We start from the raw sequence: 18767 nt of genomic DNA on the forward strand, positions 1-18767 counted from the left end.
TCGGTTGACGCATGGCCAAAAAGATTGATTTTGCGCGGATTAACCAAGCCGCGTTGGCGTCGTTTCGCTCGTTAGTCGCGGAGTGGATCCCCGGCGGCGAGTTCTCCGGCGCCGAGTATCGCGTGTTGAATCCGACGCGGTCGGACAATTCCAAGGGTTCGTTTTCCGTCAATATTACAAAGGGCGTTTGGTCGGATTTTGCGACCGGTGATACCGGCAGCGATCCGATCAGCCTGTTTGCCTATCTGTTTCATAGCAACAACCAAGGCGCCGCGGCGAAAGAGCTGGCGGCGATTGTGGGGGTTGACGTGCCGAACAATCCACCCAAGGGGAGTCATCCCAAGCGCAAGCCCGCTTCGGTGCAATCTACGCCGACGGTGGCCACTGCGGAAAAGCCCGGCAAGGAATCGGCGTGGACCTCGATACGGCCGCCGGCCAATGTGCCGGAACGGCACCAGGCGCATCCGGTGCGCGGGCTGCCGGAACAGGTGTGGACGTATCGCGACGTCAATGGCGAGTTGCTGGGGTATGTGTTTCGGTTCCGGACCAGCGACGGCGGCAAGGAGGTGTTGCCGCTGACGTGGTGCAGGCATACCGGCGGTCGGGAGGATTGGCGCTGGATGCAGTGGGCGGTACCGCGGCCGCTGTATGGCCTGGACCGGTTGACGGTGGCTGACGTAGACGATCCGAAACACCAGGCGCCGGTGCTGATCGTCGAGGGCGAGAAGTGCGCGGACGCCGGCGCGGCCGAGCTGACTGACTGGGCGGTGTTGGCCTGGAGCGGCGGCGGCAAGGCGGTGGACAAGGCCGATTGGCAGCCGTTATCCGGCCGGCGGGTGTTTATTTGGCCAGACTGCGACGCCCAGGTCGATAAACAGGGCCAATTGAAACCTGAGGCCGAGCAGCCGGGCATGATGGCGGCGCGTAAGGTCGCGGCGAAACTGACGGGGATGGGCTGCAAGGTCTGGCTAGTGCAGATCCCGGCCCCCGGCGAGAAGCCGAGCGGCTGGGACATTGCCGACGCTATCGCCGAAGGCATCACAGGTGAAGCGTTAGAGTCGTTTATCCGCAGCCGGTTGCTGCCGTTTGAGCCGGCCCCGGCGACAGAAGCCGCCGCCGAGCCGGCCGCGAAACCGCTTTCTACCCCTGAAACCGCTGGCGCTGGCGGCGGGAAATCGCGCAATGATTCCGGCAAGCGGAAAGAGAGGCCGCAGCGCGACGGTTGGCAGGCCAATTTCCATGTGAATGATCGCGGCAAGATCACGCCATGTCGCGCCAACGTGGCGTTGATTTTGGAGAACTACGCCGAATGGCAAGGCGTGCTGGGTTACAACGAGTTTTCGCACCAGGTGATGAAGCTGAAGCGGCCGCCATGGGGCGGCAGCATTGGGCCCTGGGAAAACCACGACGACGCGGCGCTGGATGAATGGCTGACGCGCGGGCCGTTTGGTTTGGTGATTCGGTCACTCGGTACTCTGGCCGAGGTGGTCGATCACGTGGCGCGCAAGCACCCTTATCACCCAGTCCGCGAGCATTTAGAGGGCTTGCCGGCTTGGGACGGTAAGACCCGCACGCTGGATTTCTTGGCCGCGTTTACTGATAACGAGAATTCGGATTATTTGCGCGTGGCCGGCCGCCTGTTTTTGCTGGGCATGGTGAAACGGATTTATGAGCCGGGCTGCAAGTTTGACTACATGTTGGTTCTGGAAGGCCAGCAAGGACTAGGTAAGTCGACATTTTTCAAGATATTGGGCGGCGATTGGTTTAGCGAAACGCCGTTTGATGTGAATACTAACGAAGGCAACATGCGGATTCAGGGCGTGTGGCTGCAAGAGATGGCGGAGATGGACTCGTTCCGCAAAGCGGAAGACACCGCGTTCAAGTCGTTCCTGGCGATCACACGGGACAAGTTCCGGCGGCCATACGATCGGCGGCCGATTGAGGCGCCGCGGGTCTGCGTTTTCGGCGGAACGACCAATTTGCGGCAGTACCTGAAAGACATTACCGGTAACCGGCGCATCTGGCCGGTATGGTGCAACGCGATCGATAACGAGGGATTACGAAAAGACCGGGACCAGCTGTTCGCCGAGGCGCTGCATTTGTACAGGACCGGCGAGCGTTGTTACCCGACGCACGAAGAAGAGCGCGAGCTGTTCGAGCCGGAACAACGCATGCGCTTGATCGTGGAGGGCTGGGAAGAGTTGATCAAGGTGTACTTGTCTAGTCCTGAGGCGGATATTCGAAACTGTAATTTTTTTACCACTATCGATTTGCTGACCAAAGGCGTTGGGCTGGAGCGGTCGAAGGTGGACGAACGCGCCGTGGCCAGGATGGGCCGGATTATGGCGAAAATCGGCTGGAAACGATTGCGAGAGCCCAGCGGCATTAGGCGCTGGGGCTATGTCAGGCCTGAGCATCAGCGCGATTCACAGAGCATTTTCCCGCCATCTATGTTTGCGCCACCGGAGTGGGACGATGATTGATCCCCGCCCTGCTCCCCTCCCCTTGCGGCGCTCGCGCGGCTTTTCCGTCCTGGACTTGTCTCGGTTTGTCCCGGTTTTAAGAGTGATCTGGGACGGCTACAACCCGCGCCAGCAAAGGGTTCGGCTTAAATCCGTCCCAGTTCCCGGTTTTTTTGGCAAAAAACTCGCGCAAAACACACCACGCTTTTTCAGAAAACTCTACGTATTTGTTTTTTTTTTTTTTTTGGTGTGTTTTGCACGTTGTTTTGTGTTTTTTACTGGGACTGGGACGGATTAATAAAAATAACAATAAAAACAAATAGATATAGAGATAGACCACTTTTTAAAACCGAGACAAGTCCAGGACAGAAGGAGGACGAATGAACGCGATTTCGAAGAGTTGCGCAGTATGCGCTTACAGCACGTTGCGAGATGACGACGCCAGCGGCAGGTGCGTGATTAATCCGCCTGTTTTATCCGATGCCTTGCTTGCAATTTATTTGGCAAGATCGCCTGAGCTTGCAGCCAGTGAATTGATAGAGGCCGCGACAATCTGGCCTGCGGTGTGGCGAAACGATTTTTGCGGACGGTTTAAAATACGAGGCGAGGATCTGGTCCGCCGCGTGACGCTGCCGGTTTTGTGGATAGATTGAGAGGCAGGATAATGGCAAATCCAAAAATTATTGCATTGTTGTGTGCCGGGTCGAATCTCGGCGGGAGTGGCGGCGGTCATAGTCGGGCAGTGTTGACGCGGCAGGAGCTGGCCGGGCTGCTGGCCGGGTGCAGCGATACGGCGATGGATTTCGCGTTGGCAAAGTGGGCGCTGGACGAAGCGGCGGAACGGTTGCTGATCGCCAAGTGCCGGGTGTATGCGGCGCATTTGGCACAGGAGGAAGGCTGGCCAGTGGTGAAAGGTCGACCGACGATTGCCAATTTAGCCGCGGTCGCGGTATTTGAGTCGATACGGCCAGCGATTCATTTGGCATGCGGCGGTACTGGTCGGGTGGGTGGTCATTTTGTTTATCAAGGCGATCAGTTGGTGCGGGAGCCGGTGCGGGTTTGCAAAACGTGCGGCGGTACCGGTCGGAAAAAGTTTGGGGTGCGGGATATTGCCGAGGCGTGCGGCTTGGATCACGTCACGTATTGGCGGCAGTGGCGGAATCGCTATGCGGCGCTGTGTGCGTGGATGGGCGATTGGGACAGCGAGGTTAGAGCGCGGCTGGGCCAGGCGGATATTATTGCGGCGAGCGGCTTGCAATAATCGGCTTGACAGTGAAACAAAAAAACACTACATTTTCCCAAAATAGCAAAAGCCTGCCCGGAAACGGAGCGGGCTTTTTTTTTGGATTTTTTCCGTTCGCGGCGTGTGCGCGATTGTCGTCGGTGTATGGCGATGTTTTCCCCCTGCCTTATGTTTACCTTTTTGGCGAATCTAGCCAAAACAGACGGTTTTGATGTAAACAGCGCCGCGAAATTGTTTACTTTTGTTTACTTTTTCCGTTTCCCATGAAAATTGTCACGCCTGATATGACGCTCGATGAGTTGCGCGAGTTGGTCAGCGATAAGGAATGGCAGTTTTGCCATAACCTGCTGTTGACGACCAACGCCAGCAAAGCGGCGATCATGGCCGGATTTTCCGAGAAAACGGCCAAACAGCAAGCCAGCCGGATGCTGACCACGCGCAAAGAGATTCAACGCATCGTGGAGATTTTGCGTGGCGAGCGGGAAAGCCGGTTGCAGGTGCGGCAGGATAACGTGTTGCGTGAAGTGGGCCGGATTGCGTTATGCGATCCGCGCAAGGCATTTGACGAGAACAATTGTTTGTTGCCGCCGACCGAATGGCCGGATGAGATTGCAGCTTCGATTGCCAGCATTAAGGTGATGGAAGTGTTCGATAGCAAAGGCGTAAAAATCGGCGAGACCAAGGAAATCAAGTTTTGGTCCAAAACCGATGCGTTGACGCTGGCCGCGCGGCATCTTGGCATGTTGAAAGACAACGTGACGATCGACATTACCGATCAATTAGCGGACCGCCTGGCCCGCGCTAAATCGCGTGTCGAAACAGGCGATTGATGAGCTGATCGAGCTGGCGGCCGAGTGCCGCTACGATCCGCACCGTTGGAGCCTGCTGGCCTGGGATTGGGGCCACGGCGCATTGGCCGGCAAATCCGGTCCGCGCGAGTGGCAGCGCGAAATCAATCTGGCGATCCGCGATCATTTGAGCGACCCGTCCACGCGATTCCAGCCGCTACAGATTTCCATCGCTTCCGGTCACGGTATCGGCAAATCTGCCCAGGTCGGCATGCTGGTGAACTGGGCACTGTCGACCTGCGACGATGCCAAGGTTCTGATCACCGCCAACACCGGCAACCAGCTGAAAACCAAAACCTCCCCGGAAGTTGGCAAGTGGAATCGGTTATCGATTACCGCGCCTTGGTTTGATGTGCATACGATGTCGATCACGTCGAAAGACAAAGAGCACGCCGCCGAGTGGCGGGCAGACTTTGTGACGTGGTCGAAAGACAACGTCGATGCATTCGCAGGTCTGCACAACCAGGGCAAACGCATTTTGCTGATCTTCGATGAAGCATCCGGTATTCATTCCCGAGTCTGGGAAACGGCGCAAGGCGCATTGACCGACGAAGAGACCGAGATTATCTGGATCGCATTCGGTAACCCGTTGCGCAATACCGGCGAGTTCCGCGAGTGCTTCCGGAAACAGCGCGATGCCTGGGTACATCGCCAGATCGATAGCCGCACGGTGGAAGGCACGAACAAGGCGCTGATCAGCAAGTGGGAGAAAACCTACGGCGTGGACAGCGACTTTTTCAAGACGCGGGTGCGCGGCATGTTCCCGGCGGTGTCTGTAAAGCAGTTGATTTCTACCGAGTACGTCGACGCGGCACGCGGCCGGCATTTACGCACCGAGCAATTTAACTTTGCCGCTGTCGTGTTGACGTGCGATCCGGCTTGGCAGGGCGACGACGATCTGGTCATTGCCAAACGCCAAGGGCTGGCGAGCTGGATCCTGCGGGTTATTCCGAAGAACGATAACGACTTCGAGATCGCGACCATTCTGGCGGCGCTGGAAGACGAGCACGACGCCGACGCGGTGTTTATCGATGCTGGTTACGGTACCGGGATCTATTCCGCCGGCAAGACTCAAGGCCGCGATTGGACGCTGGTGTGGTTTAGCGGCAAGTCAAGCAACCCAGGCTGTTTGAACAAACGGGCCGAGATGTGGGTAGCGATGCGGGATTGGTTACGCGACGGCGGCTCGATACCGGACGATCAAGAGCTGTACGACGATTTGATCGGGCCGGAGACGGTGCCGCGCAGCGACGGCATTATCCAGCTGGAAAGCAAAGCAGACATGAAAGACCGGGGACTACCCTCACCCAACCGCGGCGATGCGTTGGCGCTGAGCTTTGCCTTCCCGGTCAACAAGAAACATCGCGGCCCGCGCGGCAATGTCGCCGACGCTCGCCGCAATTACGATCCGCACAGTGTATTGAACAGAAACCACGGCAAAAGACGATGATCAGAATGTATCTTTTCGGCGCATTGCCGATGACACTCGGCTGCTTTATGGGCGGCGGCGGCTCTGCCCCTGCTGCCCCACCGCCGGCATCGCCACCGCCGCAAATCGCCAAGACGCCGGATGCTCCAGCCGTTAGAGCCAACACGGCTAACCAAAACATTGCGCAAGGCCGCGGCGAGCCGAAATCGACGTTTGTGACCGGCGGCATGGGCGATGCCATCGGCGACGAGAAATTAAGCCGGAAAACCCTGCTGGGCCAAGCCTACGGTAACGCGTAGTGGAACTGATCAAACAGTTAAACAGCCGGATTACCGCGCTGGATAACGAGCGCTCGCCGTTTTTTGCGCATTACCAGGAGATATCGCGCTATGTGATGCCGCGATTGGGCCGGTATTTTGTCGACGACAAGAACGCAAGCCAATTGCGTTACAACGACATCCTGGACAACACGGCCACGCGGGCGCTGCGCATTTCCTCTGCCGGCATGATGGCCGGCATGTCCAGCCCGTCGCGGCCGTGGTTTAAGTACGGCATCCCCGACCAGGATCTGATGAAGTATCGGCCGGTCAAAATCTGGCTAGATACGGTGACGGCGCGCACGCAGTACGTGCTGAGCAAATCAAACGCCTATCGCGTATTGCATAGCATGTACGACGAGTTGCTCGCATTCGGTACGGCAGCGGCTTTTAACGCCGTGGATTTCGGCAACGTGCTGCATCTGCACGGCTTCACCGCCGGTGAATATTTCATTGCATCCAATTTCAAAGGGGACGTCGACACGCTCTATCGGAAGTACAAAGTCACTGTTGCGGCGTTGGCAAAGGAGTTCGGCTTGCCGGCTGTGTCCGACAATGTCCGCGGCATGTACGACCGCGGCAACTATGATGCTTGGGTGACGATTTGCCACGCAATCGAACCGCGCCTGGATCGCGATGCAACCAAAAAAGACGCGCGCAATATGCCGTTCCGGTCGGTGTATTGGGAAGAAGGCAAAAATGACAAGGTGCTGCGGGAGAGCGGTTTTCGCCGTTTCCCTTGTCTGGCACCACGCTGGTTGCTGCGTCCTGGCGATGTCTACGGCGACTCGCCGGCGATGGACGCCCTAGGCGATATCAAACAATTGCAGACCGAGCAATTGGATAAATCCAAGGCCATCAATTACCAAGCCGATCCGCCGATCCAGGTGCCAAGCTCAATGCAGAATCGGGATGCCGATTTTCTGCCGGGCGGTGTGACGTATTACGACCCAATTGCCGGGGCGCACCCGATCAAGAATGCGTTTGAGGTGCCGCTGGATATCCGGAACTTGGTTCTGGACCTACAGGACATCAGGCAGCGCATTAACAGTGCGTTTTATACCGACCTGTTTCTTATGATCAGTCAGCAGAACACCACCATGACCGCGACCGAAGTGGTTGAGCGCCACGAAGAGAAGTTGATGGCGCTGGGCCCGGTGCTGGAACGGCTGGGTAATGAAATGCTCGATCCTTTGGTAGAAACCACCTTCGAGCGTTTGCTGGATGCCGGCATGTTGCCACCGCCGCCAAAAGAGCTGGAAGGCAGCGATTTAAACATCGAGTACATCTCGATTCTGGCTCAGGCGCAAAAACTGGCCGAAGTGAACAACGTCGACCAGTTTGTCAGCCGCATCGGCCAATTCGGCGCGATCAAACCCGAAGCCCTGGACCGGCTTGACGGCGATTATTACGTCGAGCTGCTATCCGACAAACTAGCGACCGATCCGCGCTTGATTGTACCGATCGAGCAAGCGATGGCGATCAGAGACCAACGCGCCAAAGCCATGGCCCAAGCCCAGCAACAAGCCGCGTTGGTGCAAGGCGCCGATGCCATGAGCAAGCTGGGCCGAACCCCGACCGCCGGCACCCTGGCCGGCAACGTCATCGAAGGACAATTTAACCGCGCATGAGCAACCACGACACGGAAAGCCTGAAGCGGCAACGCGAGCAGGAGGATAGGCAGCGCGCGTTGCAAAAGCTTAACCAAGCCAAAGACTTGTCGGTATTGCTGAGCATGCCTGAGGGGCGGCGTTTTTTGCGGCGATTGCTGCACCTCTGCGGCGTGTATCGGATCAGTTACGTCGCCGGCGATACCCATGCCACGGCCTACCGCGAAGGCGCCCGCAATATCGGCAATTTGTATTTGGCGGAAATCCAGGCCCAACCCGAACTGTTTTTTCAACTGATAACCGAAGACGACCCACATGACTACTCAAAGTGATACCAGCGCCGACACTGGCGCAACCGGAACCACCGGCGGCGAAGGCCAAACGACGAGCGAATCCACCAACACCAACCCAGCGAGCACGTCTGCTGCCGCTACCGGTACTGACACCGGTAGCGGCGCGGCCGATAGCACAGATGCAGGCGCCGACGGCGCCGAAACCGGCAATACCAGCGGCAGCGAACAGCAAACCGGCGCCCCGGAGACCTATGCCGACTTTACGGTACCGGACGGCGTCGCTGTCGATCAGGAATTGCTCGGCGAATTCACCACCACCGCGAAAGCGTTAAATCTGAGACAGGAAGACGCGCAAAAACTGGCGGACCTGGGCGCGAAAATGGCGCAAAAAATCAGCAACGACATGTATGCCCAGCACCAAGCCAACGTTGAAAGTTGGGTTGAGCAAGTCAAGGCCGATCCTGAGATCGGCGGCGATAAGTTGGAAGCCAGCCTGGCAGTGGTGCCGCCGGTGTTGAAAACCTTCGGCAGCGACGCGCTAGTCGAGTTGTTAGACCAAACCGGCTATGGCAATCATCCGGCCATCGTCAAATTCTTCGTCAACGTCGGCAAAGCCATCGGCGAAGACACTCTGGTGCCGGGTGGCGCCAATACCGCGGGCGGCGAAAAAACCATCGCCCAACGCATGTATCCCAATATGAAACCCTAGGAGAAAACTATGGCAGTGTTAAGCACTGGCCGGTTAACACTGGCCGACGTGTCAAAACGTTACACCCCGGACGGCAAGATCGATCCGCTGGCGGAATTGCTCAGCCAACAAAACGACATACTTGAAGATGTCGTGATGGTCGAAGCCAATCAACCCACCAGTCACGTGGTGAATATTCGCACCGGTCTTCCAACCGTTTATTGGCGTTCTTACAACGCCGGCGTGCCCAGCAGCAAATCGACCTCGGCGCAAATTACTGAGCCCTGCGCAATGATGGAAGCGCGTTCGACCATCGACGCCAAGCTGCTGCAATTGAACGGCGGCGGCCCGGAATTCCGCTTATCGGAAGAATCGGCGTTTATCGAGGCGATGGGACAGGAATTTACCGGAAAGCTGTTCAACGGCAACGTGGGCCTGGACCCGAAAACCTTCACCGGCTTAGCCACCCGATACAGTTCCACCAGCGCCGGCAACGGCGGTAACGTGATCTTGGGCGGCGGCGCCGGCTCGGACAATGCCTCGATGTACCTGATTGTTTGGGGACCGCAAACCGTATTTTGTACTTATCCGAAAGGCTCGAAAGCCGGCTTGGTCAATAAAGATCTCGGCATTCAGCAAGTGGCGGATGAAAGCGGCAATCGCTTTGAGGCCATGGAATCGTTGTTCCAATGGGATTGCGGTTTGGTGGTCAAGGATTGGCGCTATGCGATTCGGATTGCCAATATCGACGTCTCGGACTGGGTAGGCGTAACCGGCAGCCAGGCGGCCTCTGCGTCGACCAATTTGCTGAAGCTGATGGCCCGCGCAATCGCCCGCATCCCCAATATGAACATGGGCCGGGCCGCGTTTTACGCCAACCGTTCGATTCGTGAAGGCTTGATGATCCAAGCTTTGGACAAATCCAACGCAGCCTTGGGCGTGCAAGAAGCATTGACCCAATTCGGCAACACCATCCACGAACTGCGCTATCTGGGCATCCCGATTCGCGGCGTCGACGGACTGGGCATCGCTGAAACGCTGGTGTCTTAATTTACCTGCGCTGATTCTTTAGGAGGAACCATGCTCACAGACGCATTATTGCAATTATCCGCCGCGCAGGCCGTCACCACGACCGCGGTATCCACCAACACCATCGATCTTGGCGTCAACCGCGACATGGGCCAGGGTTCCGATTTGTACGCGGTATTTACCGTGGACGAAACGGTGACCGCAGCCGGCGCGGCGACGGTAACGTTTCAAATCATCAGCTCGGCGGCGTCCAACCTGTCGTCGCCGACGGTACTGATCGAATCGGCACCCATCGGCAAAGCAGAGCTGACGGCAGGACGCGATCCTATCGCGATCTGCCTGCCGGAAAGCTTTTTGAACGCCCAGCCAATTGGCCAGCGCTATCTCGGGGTGCAGTACACCATTGCCACCGGTCCATTGACCGCCGGCAAGTTCACCTGCTCCATCACGGATAGCGAAGTGTCCAGCAACAAAAACTATCCATCCGGATTTACTGTGTTTTAACGGGTGAACCATGCCTAAGTACATAGCCCACAGTAAAACCTGGCTCAGCCACGAAAACCGGTTGGTGGACGCTGGACAAGAGTTTGACACCACGTTTCCGGAGGGCATGAAGCTCGCCGGCAACATCGAGTTGGTGGAAGACAAGACCGCGCCGACCAGGACCCGCCGGCCGCGCGTAGTTAAAACCGGCAGCGATCAAGGCGGAGACAGCGATCAAACCGGCAGCGACACCGACAACACCGGCGACGACGATCAAGGCCAGGACGACGGCAGCGATGCTGATACCGGCGATCTTGACGATACCAGCGGCGATTGACGCCATACGGGCAGGCTGAAAGGCCTGCCCGGTTTTATTTTATTAGCATAATTAGCAGCACCAATACGGAGCAACGATATGTCTAGACAACATCCTGGCGGGGGTATTTTTTTAACAGACGACGCTGGCGAGAAAGTTATTGGCGCCAAAAGTCCGGACGGAAGTGAGTCAAGTATTATTGCAAAATACAACCCGTTTGCTGCTTTGCCGTCTCCATTTGTGACTGGTGACGGTGTTTTACAACATGGAAATAAGCTGGTTCTTGTTCACAACAAAGAAGCAACAGAGGTCGCTACTTATAAACAGCAAAGCGTCAACCGCATGGTGTGCGACTGGTCGCCGTCGCTTGGCACGCTTTCGGCTATAAACGGCACGTTTGCGCTGGATTCCACTGTAACCATTCAAGGCAAGCCCGCAATTAAGGCCACTGGATCGGCGACAACGCCCTTCACTGGAACCCTGACGTTTACAAACCCGATCAGTTTTGCCACGTTTAAAAACATTACCATACCGGTAATCATTACGTGCAACGAAACTGCATCTGGTATTGCTGCAAACTCAATTAAGTTTGTACTGACCACTAGCACGGGGAAAACCATTTCACTGACGGTTCACCACACACAAGACATGACGCCGGGGGTTCCGTATGAGTTTAACTGGAACCGTGATTACGACTACAACAACGCCAACTTTTTCAACTATACGGGCGGTGCTACCGTTGCAACGCTGGATTCAGAGTCAATTACCAGCATTGCATTAACATTCACGACCGGAGCGAGCTCTGCTAGTTATCCGATTTGGCTTGGCCCAGTTAAATTGGATTGCGCTCCGGCTGACCAAAAAGGCCGAATTTATTTGCGGGTAGACGGCCCCTATGCCACGCACATGAATGTGTTGGACGTGCTAAATAAATACGGCGTCAATGCGATTTTTGGCTTGCGTAAGCAATTAGTCGGTTCCGAGTTAACCGAATCGCAAATGAACACTATTTATGAGGCCGGCAATGATTGGTGGCACCACACGTTTGCAAGCAACAAAACCGGCGGCTATGTCAATGCAACAGACTGGCCTACAGCGTTTGACATCATTAACGACCACTTGAATCAATGGGCCTACATGGCTTCAATGGGCTGGACTCGTGGTATCGGTTTCAGTGTGCGGGCGTTTACCGATTTGTTCCCGTCATCTGTAGGCATGGCGCGTCAATTTTTGGTTAGGGATGCATTGCTGGCATCTGGAATCAAGTTAATGAGCGGCTCACAAACCGTTGTTGGTCGAAAAATTCCTATCGGATATGGCCCGATTGCCGGTTTGCCAATATTGAAATACGCCATATCAACCAGCGACTCCACCACGCTGCAGAACCTGATCGATGTAGCCGACATTGCGGCAACTACAAAAACCGGTCAAACCATCTTGATGCATGGCGCTGGCGGTGCTCCTGGGAATCAAGGCCTATCGGTTAGCGTGTTAGATCAATTCATCGCCCGCGTCAAGGCCCGCTCGGATGTGGAAATCGTCAAGCTTACCGACGACGCTTACAAGTACTACCTGTAATGACCTACCAAGAACTCTTCAACATCGCCATCACTCTGGCGGGGATTTTGGGCGGGTGGATACTCAAGACGGTTTGGGAATCGATCAAGGATTTGCAAAAAGCCGACCGCGAGATATTCGACAAGATTCACGAGCTGGACAAGGTCGTTGCCGGCGACTATGTGCGCAAAGACTATCTCGAGCGCATCGTCGACGCCTTATTTCGCAAACTTGACTCCATGAACGATAAGCTAGACGGCAAGGTGGATAAATGAATCCGGTCGCATTGTGCAACCTCGCCTTGGGCAAGCTGGGCGATGCGGGCGGCGTGGTGTCGATCGATCCGCCCGACGATTCGGTGCAGGCCGGCCATTGCGCCCAGTTTTACCCGATCGCTTTGGCGTTTGCGCTGAGCCAGCACAATTGGAGCTTTGCCACCCGCACCGTGACGCCGTCCGCGCTGGTCAACGATAACGGAGCCTGGGCTTATGCGTTTGCATTGCCGGCCGGGTTTGCCAAGCTGGTAAATATCTCCACCTCTGAAATTGAAGAAGTCACCGAATACAGTTTGGAATTGTCCGACAGCGGCCAATCCGTGCTGTATGTAGACGAGGAAAGCATCACGCTGGAATTTGTCACCAGCAATCTCAGCAGCGACAATTTTCCCGGCTATTTTATCGGCTACTTCACTACGCTGTTAGCAAGTTATCTGGCCGGGCCGATCTTGCGCGGCGATGTCGGCGTGTCGGCGGCCAAAAGCTTGACGCAAACCGCGCTGGGCGAATTGGCCATCGCCACGGTACACGATAGCCGCAACGTGCGCCGCCGCCGCAACAAAATCCCCAAATACACCCAAGCCCGCCGCTGATATGCCCAGTACTCGCGATCTGCGTAACTCGTTCAACGGCGGCGAGGTTAGCCGGCGCTTGCTCGGCAAAACCAATCTGGCTAAGTACCAGACTGGGCTGGAAACTTGTTTGAATTTTATTCCGTTGCCGCAAGGTTCAGCGATCAATCGGCCGGGGACGTTGTTTGTCAATGTGACCCGGACGCCGTCGCGCAAAGCCCGCTTGATTCCGTTTGTATTCAGTACTGGACAGGCGTTTGCAATTGAAATGGGCGTGGGATATTTCCGCTTTCATACGCTGGGCGGCACACTGCTCGATGGATCGGTTCCGTATCAGATCAGCAGCCCATATGGCGAAGACGACATCTTCGATATCGTGATCAGCCAGTCCGGCGACGTGATTACGCTGACGCATCCGCTGTATGCCGTGCGCGAATTGACGCGCATCAGCAATACCCACTGGACATTGACCACGGTTGGTTTTTCCTCGCAAACGGCCGCACCCACCGGAGTTTCAGCGGTGGCAACGTATGCTACGGCGGGCAATCCGAAGACGGTGACTTATAAAGTCACGGCGCTGAACAGCCGCGGCTACGAAGAGTCGGTCGGTTCGGCCGCTTCCGGCAATGCTACCAACGACCTCACTATCTCCGGCAATTACAACACCGTCACCTGGAGTGCCGTTACCGGCGCGGCGATGTATAACGTGTACAAGTCGGCGGCCGGCGGTTACGGTTACATCGGCCAAACCTCTTCGCTTTCGTTCGTCGACGACAACATCCTGGCCGATATGAGCCACACGCTGCCGATTAGCGAAGACCCGTTCAATGGTACCGACAACTATCCGTCGGCCGTGGGTTACTTCGAGCAGCGGCGGTTTTTCGGCGGCACAAATAACGACCCGATGAACGTCTGGAGCACGCAAAGCGGCTCGGACTACAACATGAACTACACCATCCCGTCGCAAGACAGCGATGCGTTGCGGTTCAAAATCAAGGCGTACAGGTCCGACGTGATCCGGCATATTGTGCCGCTGCAGGATCTGGTGATTCTCACCGCCGCCAACGAGTGGCGCATTGCCCAAGCGCAAAACGGCGCGCTGGTACCGAGTACGATCAACCCCAAGCCACAGGGCCAAAACGGCGCATCCAAGGTGCAACCGGAACTGATCGGCAACCGCATGCTGTACGTGGCGGCGCGTGGCGGGCATTTGCTGGAGATGTCCTACGACTGGCAAAACAACGGCTATATTTCGCAGGACGTCAGCATCCTGGCGACACACTTGTTCGATTATCTCGACGTGGTCGATATGGCTTTTGCCAGCGCACCGTGGAAAGTATTGTGGTGCGTCAGTAGCAACGGTCAATTGTTGGGCTGTACCTATGTGCCGGAACAGGATGTGCTGGCCTGGCACCGGCACCAGACCGACGGCGAAGTCGAGAGCTGTTGCGTGATTCCGGAGAACAATGCCGACGTGTTGTATCTGATCGTCAAGCGCATCATCAACGGTGAAACCAAACGCTACGTGGAAATGTTGGATCTACGCAATCCGGCCACGGCGGCAGATGCGTTCTTCGTCGACAGCGGCTTGACCTACAGCGGCGCGGCGACCAACGTCATCAGCGGCCTGGAGCACCTGGAAGGTAAAACCGTCGCGATCCTGGGTAACGGCCAAGTCATGACGCCTAAAGTCGTCACCGGCGGCCAGATTACGCTCGACGACGGCGTGACTGTCACCAAGGCCCAAATCGGCCTGCCGATTACGGCCGATCTGAAAACGCTGCCGTTATGGTTCCAGGATTCGACTCAGGGCCAAAGCCGCATCAAGAACGTCAACAAAGTATGGGCGCAAATCTTGAACTCGGCGCCGTTCTATGCCGGCCCGGATTTTGACCAATTGACGCCGATCAAAACCCAAACCCTGGCCGCGATGGCGACGCCGGGGCAATGGTATTCCGGACTGGTGGAGTTAGTGGTAAAGGCCGACTGGAACAGCACCGGCCAGACTGCCATCCGCCATACCGACCCAACGCCGCTGGAAATTGTGTTTATCGCGTCCGAGGTGGCCATTGGCGGCTAATGTGGTGTTCCGGCCGCCGACCGCGGCGGATGTGGAGTATCTGGTCGGCCATTTGCGCCAAGCGGAACGGAACGATCTGCAAGCGATGGCCGCCGATGCCCGCCAGGCCTTGACGCAATCGATCAAGCTATCGCCGGCCGGGTTTTGTTATGCGGTGGAATACGACGGCGAACTGTTGTGTATCTGCGGTTGCGGCGCGTTGACGCTGATATCGCCGGTCGGCTTTCCCTGGCTGGTCGGTACGCCGGCGCTGGATCGGCATGCGGTAAAGTTGACTCGCCTGAGCCGGCGCGGCATTAAAACCATGCTGGAACGCTGGCCAACCCTATGCAATTACATCGATTGCCGCAATACCCGGACGCTGGCGTGGTTGCAGCGGTTGGGGTTTGCGCTGGGCGAACAAAAAGAAGTGGTACCCGGGTATCCGATGGTTAAATTCGAAATGAGGGTGTAACGATGTGTTTTGTAGCTTTGGCCCCGTTGGCGGCAATGGCGGCCTCGGCGGCCAGCACGGCTGGCGCCGCCATCGCTGCCGGCGCCAGCGCAATCGGTTCGGCAGCGGCGGCGGCCGGATCGGCCATCGGTACTGCAGCGTCGGCCGCTGGTTCTTTTGTCGCGGCCAACTCCGGCGCGTTCATGTTGGGCAGCAGCTTGCTGTCGGCCGGCATGTCGGCCTATCAGGCCAGCGAACAAGCCAGCGCAGCCAAGAAACAGGCGCAGTACCAGGCGCAGGTCGACGCCAACAATGCCAAGATGGCCGAGTGGGCGCGCAGCGATGCGTTGCAGCGCGGCGAGATCGAGGCCCAACGTTCGATGCAATCCCGCGCGCAATTGATCGGCAGACAACGGGCGGCGCTGGCCGCCAACGGCGTCGAGCTTAACCAAGGCTCGGCATTGGATTTGTTGACCAGTACCGAGTATTTAGGACAACAGGAAGTCGATACCATCCAGAACAACGCCCTGCGCGAGGCGTGGGGCTATTCCAACCAGGCGGCGGAATTCCGTTCCGGTTCCGCGTTTGCCGATTGGCGGGCGCGTAACACCAGCCCCGGCAAAGCGGCGTTGCTGTCCGGCGCGTCGTCGCTGATCAGTTCCGCCAGCCAGTTTGCAATGATGAAGGCACGATAATGGCGTTAAGAGTCCCTACTGCCGACGGCGTCGGCGTTTCGTTGAACCGATTGCCGCAAGTCCAGCAGCGCGGCCGCAGCGTCGCGGATTTCATTAATCCCGACAATGCCATGTTTGCCGAAGCGGCCGGCAATGCCGCGCAAACCCTCGAGCGGGCCTCGATGGCGCTGAAAATGCGAGAGCTGCAGGATATCGACCGCACCCGCACCCAGGACGCCATCAACCAGACCTTGGCATTCGATCAGGATCTGGAATTCGGCGAAAACGGTTGGCGCAAGCAGACCGGCGCGGCGGTGCTGAGTCAGGCTAACAGCAAACCGCTGACCGACAACGTGCTGGATACCAGGCAGCAGCACATCAACCAGATCATTCAAGGCCTGGGCAACGATAGCCAACGGTTGGCGTTTCAAGAATGGGCCGACCGCAGCAGCCTGCAATTGCGCCAGCAGTTGATGAGCCACGAAAACGAACAATACCGGGTATACAAGCGCGGGGTATTGCGCGGCGGCATCGACACCGCTACCCGCGATATCGAGCTGTTCAATAACGATCCGGCCCGGATCGGCGAATCGTTGACCAACATCAAACGCTATTCGGAAGATTTAGGGCTGCTGGAACACGGTAGCGCCGAAATCGGCCAAGTCGACGGCCGCCGCCACGTGTCCGCCGCCATTATTCAAGCCATCGACACCAGCCTGCAACAAGGCAACATTGCCAACGCCTGGCAGTTGCACAAACAGTTCGGCCAGGAAATGGATCTGAACGATTACGTGAAGGCAGCCAAGGTGCTGAACACGGAACACGAGCGGCAGACCGCGTTGCAAGTCGGCCAAACCGTGATTGGCGAATTGTATCCCCGGATGCAAACCGGCGACGGCGACCGGGCGTTTAATATTTTGCTCAATGCCGAATCCGGCGGCCGGCAATTTGCACACGATTATGGATATGGACTTAGGCCAGATGGCACACCAAAAGGCAAAGGCTTTTTGGGTGAGCTTAAACGTCCTGATGGCGGAGTTATGACTGAGTTCAGTGTAGGCGTGAATATTGATGGAAAGGAAATGGATATTCCAACCATTGTTCCAACATTAAGCAAAAACGAGCTTGAATTTATTTTAAATATAAAAGATGGAGAAGAAATACCAAACTCTATTATCGACAAAGCAGTAGAACACGCAAAAAAAAGGATTTCTCAAAATAAAAGTGTTTTTGCCGATCCAGAGCCCATCACCAGCCGCAAAGGTGCGATCGGCATTGCTCAGATCATGCCGGACACCGGACCGGAAGCGGCGAAGCTGGCCGGCCTGCCCTGGGACGAGCAACGCTTTAGAACCGATGCCGAGTATAACAAGGCCTTGGGCAAAGCCTATTTTGCCAAGCAGTTGCAAGACTTCGATGGCGACCTGTCCAAGGCTTACGCAGCCTATAACGCTGGCCCCGGCGCCTTGCGCAATGCGCTGAAACTGGCGGAATCCACCGGCCTGCCCTGGTCCGGATTTTTGCCGGACGAAACCCAGGCTTACGTGGCAAAAAATATGAAAGCCTTTGCCGCCGGCCAAGGCCAATATCAGCGCCCTACCCTGGCCGACGCCCAACAAACCGCATTGGACAAACTGGGCCCAAATCCCAGCGCCGAGCTGGTCAAGTTGACGATGGATGTAGTGGAAAAACACTACAACGACCAGACCAAAGCGATTAAGCAACGCCAGGAAGAAGCCACCGGCAATGCCATGCGCATGATCCTGGAGAACGGCGGCGATTTCGCCGGCTTGCCACCCCAGGTGCGCGGCTCGGTGCCGATCGAGGATGTGGACAAGGTGATGGCGTTTGCCAAGAAGATCAACGCCCGCGAACCGATCGAAACCGATTGGGGCCTGTATTACCGGATGAAATCCAACCCGCAGTTGCTGAAAGATACCAACCTGATGGCGTTCCGTGACAAGTTGAGCGACAGCGAGTTTAAAGGCCTGTCCGAAGAACAGCAGCAGTTGAATAACCGAAACAGCAGCATGACTTCGGTACGCTCGCCTAAGCAGATTCTGGATCAATTCATGCTGGAGGCCGGCATCGATCCATCGCCGAAAGCCGGCAGCAAGGATGCCGAGAAAGTCGGCCGTCTGTGGGCTGCCTACGAGCAGCAAGTCGGGCAAGCGGAACAGGACACCGGCAAGAAATTATCCAACGAAGAACTGCGCCAAGTCGCGGCGCGGTTGTTTGTCGACGTGCAATTGAAACGCTCGTTCTGGTTCGACGAAACCCGCCCGGCCGGACTGATCGGCAGCGACGAGTTGAAAAACATTGTGGTACCGGCCGCAGAACGCCAGGCCATTATTGACGCCTGGAACCAAGCCGGCCGCGGCCGAGCCATCACCGAAAACGACATCGTCACGATGTACGCCCGCCGGCAGGGGCTGCTGTAACGACCATTTTCGTGACG

General features: G+C 56.8%; 20 protein-coding genes. All 20 read left to right on the forward strand.

Annotated features, from left to right (window positions below; all coding sequences use genetic code 11):
* The first annotated feature begins 11 nt into the window (after positions 1–11).
* The 20 genes from C2U68_RS17250 to C2U68_RS21415 all read left to right on the forward strand — a co-directional run bounded on the left by C2U68_RS17250 (position 12) and on the right by C2U68_RS21415 (position 18750).
* Positions 12–2483 (forward strand): VapE domain-containing protein, encoded by a 2472-nt coding sequence (locus C2U68_RS17250; RefSeq protein ID WP_140913708.1) that lies wholly within the window; start codon positions 12–14, stop codon positions 2481–2483.
* Positions 2476–2760, forward strand: coding sequence for a hypothetical protein (locus C2U68_RS17255; RefSeq protein ID WP_140913709.1), 285 nt, complete (start codon positions 2476–2478; stop codon positions 2758–2760). The genes C2U68_RS17250 and C2U68_RS17255 overlap by 8 nt, the downstream gene beginning before the upstream one ends.
* Positions 2761–2842: 82 nt before the next feature.
* The gene (locus tag C2U68_RS17260) at positions 2843–3115 is read left to right on the forward strand and encodes a hypothetical protein (protein ID WP_140913710.1); all 273 of its coding nucleotides are present in this window, start codon (positions 2843–2845) and stop codon (positions 3113–3115) included.
* Between the two features lie 11 nt (positions 3116–3126).
* A complete protein-coding gene (locus C2U68_RS17265; protein WP_140913711.1) occupies positions 3127–3723 on the forward strand; it encodes a hypothetical protein in 597 nt (198 codons plus the stop codon).
* A 245-nt stretch (positions 3724–3968) separates the two neighbouring features.
* Complete coding sequence (locus C2U68_RS17270) at positions 3969–4535, forward strand: terminase small subunit (RefSeq protein WP_140913712.1); 567 nt, start codon at positions 3969–3971, stop codon at positions 4533–4535.
* Positions 4516–6003, forward strand: coding sequence for a terminase (locus tag C2U68_RS17275; RefSeq protein ID WP_140913713.1), 1488 nt, complete (start codon positions 4516–4518; stop codon positions 6001–6003). Before C2U68_RS17270 ends, C2U68_RS17275 begins: the two co-directional genes overlap by 20 nt.
* Positions 6000–6281, forward strand: coding sequence for a hypothetical protein (locus C2U68_RS21300; protein WP_186289653.1), 282 nt, complete (start codon positions 6000–6002; stop codon positions 6279–6281). Before C2U68_RS17275 ends, C2U68_RS21300 begins: the two co-directional genes overlap by 4 nt.
* Positions 6281–7930: a portal protein gene (locus C2U68_RS17285; RefSeq protein ID WP_140913715.1), complete on the forward strand. Its 1650-nt coding sequence runs from the start codon at positions 6281–6283 to the stop codon at positions 7928–7930. The genes C2U68_RS21300 and C2U68_RS17285 overlap by 1 nt, the downstream gene beginning before the upstream one ends.
* Positions 7927–8241, forward strand: coding sequence for a hypothetical protein (locus C2U68_RS17290; RefSeq protein ID WP_140913716.1), 315 nt, complete (start codon positions 7927–7929; stop codon positions 8239–8241). Before C2U68_RS17285 ends, C2U68_RS17290 begins: the two co-directional genes overlap by 4 nt.
* The gene (locus C2U68_RS17295) at positions 8225–8911 is read left to right on the forward strand and encodes a hypothetical protein (protein WP_140913717.1); all 687 of its coding nucleotides are present in this window, start codon (positions 8225–8227) and stop codon (positions 8909–8911) included. The genes C2U68_RS17290 and C2U68_RS17295 overlap by 17 nt, the downstream gene beginning before the upstream one ends.
* A gap of 9 nt (positions 8912–8920) precedes the next feature.
* Positions 8921–9940, forward strand: a complete 1020-nt coding sequence (locus tag C2U68_RS17300) for a major capsid protein (RefSeq protein ID WP_140913718.1) — start codon at positions 8921–8923, stop codon at positions 9938–9940.
* A 30-nt stretch (positions 9941–9970) separates the two neighbouring features.
* Entirely contained in the window at positions 9971–10423 is a 453-nt protein-coding gene (locus tag C2U68_RS17305) for a Bbp16 family capsid cement protein (RefSeq protein ID WP_140913719.1), read from the forward strand.
* A gap of 10 nt (positions 10424–10433) precedes the next feature.
* Complete coding sequence (locus C2U68_RS17310; protein ID WP_140913720.1) at positions 10434–10739, forward strand: hypothetical protein; 306 nt, start codon at positions 10434–10436, stop codon at positions 10737–10739.
* 78 nt (positions 10740–10817) lie between these two features.
* The gene (locus C2U68_RS17315) at positions 10818–12296 is read left to right on the forward strand and encodes a hypothetical protein (RefSeq protein WP_140913721.1); all 1479 of its coding nucleotides are present in this window, start codon (positions 10818–10820) and stop codon (positions 12294–12296) included.
* The gene (locus tag C2U68_RS17320) at positions 12296–12550 is read left to right on the forward strand and encodes a hypothetical protein (RefSeq protein ID WP_140913722.1); all 255 of its coding nucleotides are present in this window, start codon (positions 12296–12298) and stop codon (positions 12548–12550) included. Before C2U68_RS17315 ends, C2U68_RS17320 begins: the two co-directional genes overlap by 1 nt.
* Complete coding sequence (locus C2U68_RS17325; protein ID WP_140913723.1) at positions 12547–13143, forward strand: hypothetical protein; 597 nt, start codon at positions 12547–12549, stop codon at positions 13141–13143. The genes C2U68_RS17320 and C2U68_RS17325 overlap by 4 nt, the downstream gene beginning before the upstream one ends.
* Before the next feature lies 1 nt (position 13144).
* Entirely contained in the window at positions 13145–15202 is a 2058-nt protein-coding gene (locus C2U68_RS17330; RefSeq protein WP_140913724.1) for a hypothetical protein, read from the forward strand.
* Positions 15192–15656 carry a hypothetical protein gene (locus tag C2U68_RS17335; protein ID WP_140913725.1) on the forward strand — a complete coding sequence of 155 codons (465 nt, stop codon included), beginning with the start codon at positions 15192–15194 and terminating at the stop codon, positions 15654–15656. Before C2U68_RS17330 ends, C2U68_RS17335 begins: the two co-directional genes overlap by 11 nt.
* A gap of 2 nt (positions 15657–15658) precedes the next feature.
* A complete protein-coding gene (locus C2U68_RS17345) occupies positions 15659–16330 on the forward strand; it encodes a hypothetical protein (protein ID WP_186289654.1) in 672 nt (223 codons plus the stop codon).
* Positions 16330–18750, forward strand: a complete 2421-nt coding sequence (locus tag C2U68_RS21415; protein WP_222101928.1) for a transglycosylase SLT domain-containing protein — start codon at positions 16330–16332, stop codon at positions 18748–18750. Before C2U68_RS17345 ends, C2U68_RS21415 begins: the two co-directional genes overlap by 1 nt.
* The last annotated feature ends 17 nt before the right edge of the window (positions 18751–18767 follow it).

This window comes from Methylomonas koyamae (genome assembly GCF_006483455.1).
In the GTDB taxonomy this organism is placed as follows: Bacteria; Pseudomonadota; Gammaproteobacteria; order Methylococcales; family Methylomonadaceae; genus Methylomonas; species Methylomonas koyamae_B.

What these genes read in the sequence shown, in the direction of transcription:
- C2U68_RS17250 (WP_140913708.1), top strand. Translation starts at nt 12, where the DNA reads ATGGCCAAAAAGATTGATTTTGCGCGGATTAACCAAGCCGCGTTGGCG.
- C2U68_RS17345 (WP_186289654.1), top strand. Translation starts at nt 15,659, where the DNA reads ATGTGTTTTGTAGCTTTGGCCCCGTTGGCGGCAATGGCGGCCTCGGCG.
- C2U68_RS21415 (WP_222101928.1), top strand. Translation starts at nt 16,330, where the DNA reads ATGGCGTTAAGAGTCCCTACTGCCGACGGCGTCGGCGTTTCGTTGAAC.
- C2U68_RS17330 (WP_140913724.1), top strand. Translation starts at nt 13,145, where the DNA reads ATGCCCAGTACTCGCGATCTGCGTAACTCGTTCAACGGCGGCGAGGTT.
- C2U68_RS17270 (WP_140913712.1), top strand. Translation starts at nt 3,969, where the DNA reads ATGAAAATTGTCACGCCTGATATGACGCTCGATGAGTTGCGCGAGTTG.
- C2U68_RS21300 (WP_186289653.1), top strand. Translation starts at nt 6,000, where the DNA reads ATGATCAGAATGTATCTTTTCGGCGCATTGCCGATGACACTCGGCTGC.
- C2U68_RS17305 (WP_140913719.1), top strand. Translation starts at nt 9,971, where the DNA reads ATGCTCACAGACGCATTATTGCAATTATCCGCCGCGCAGGCCGTCACC.
- C2U68_RS17320 (WP_140913722.1), top strand. Translation starts at nt 12,296, where the DNA reads ATGACCTACCAAGAACTCTTCAACATCGCCATCACTCTGGCGGGGATT.
- C2U68_RS17295 (WP_140913717.1), top strand. Translation starts at nt 8,225, where the DNA reads ATGACTACTCAAAGTGATACCAGCGCCGACACTGGCGCAACCGGAACC.
- C2U68_RS17290 (WP_140913716.1), top strand. Translation starts at nt 7,927, where the DNA reads ATGAGCAACCACGACACGGAAAGCCTGAAGCGGCAACGCGAGCAGGAG.
- C2U68_RS17255 (WP_140913709.1), top strand. Translation starts at nt 2,476, where the DNA reads ATGATTGATCCCCGCCCTGCTCCCCTCCCCTTGCGGCGCTCGCGCGGC.
- C2U68_RS17325 (WP_140913723.1), top strand. Translation starts at nt 12,547, where the DNA reads ATGAATCCGGTCGCATTGTGCAACCTCGCCTTGGGCAAGCTGGGCGAT.
- C2U68_RS17300 (WP_140913718.1), top strand. Translation starts at nt 8,921, where the DNA reads ATGGCAGTGTTAAGCACTGGCCGGTTAACACTGGCCGACGTGTCAAAA.
- C2U68_RS17315 (WP_140913721.1), top strand. Translation starts at nt 10,818, where the DNA reads ATGTCTAGACAACATCCTGGCGGGGGTATTTTTTTAACAGACGACGCT.
- C2U68_RS17260 (WP_140913710.1), top strand. Translation starts at nt 2,843, where the DNA reads ATGAACGCGATTTCGAAGAGTTGCGCAGTATGCGCTTACAGCACGTTG.
- C2U68_RS17265 (WP_140913711.1), top strand. Translation starts at nt 3,127, where the DNA reads ATGGCAAATCCAAAAATTATTGCATTGTTGTGTGCCGGGTCGAATCTC.
- C2U68_RS17310 (WP_140913720.1), top strand. Translation starts at nt 10,434, where the DNA reads ATGCCTAAGTACATAGCCCACAGTAAAACCTGGCTCAGCCACGAAAAC.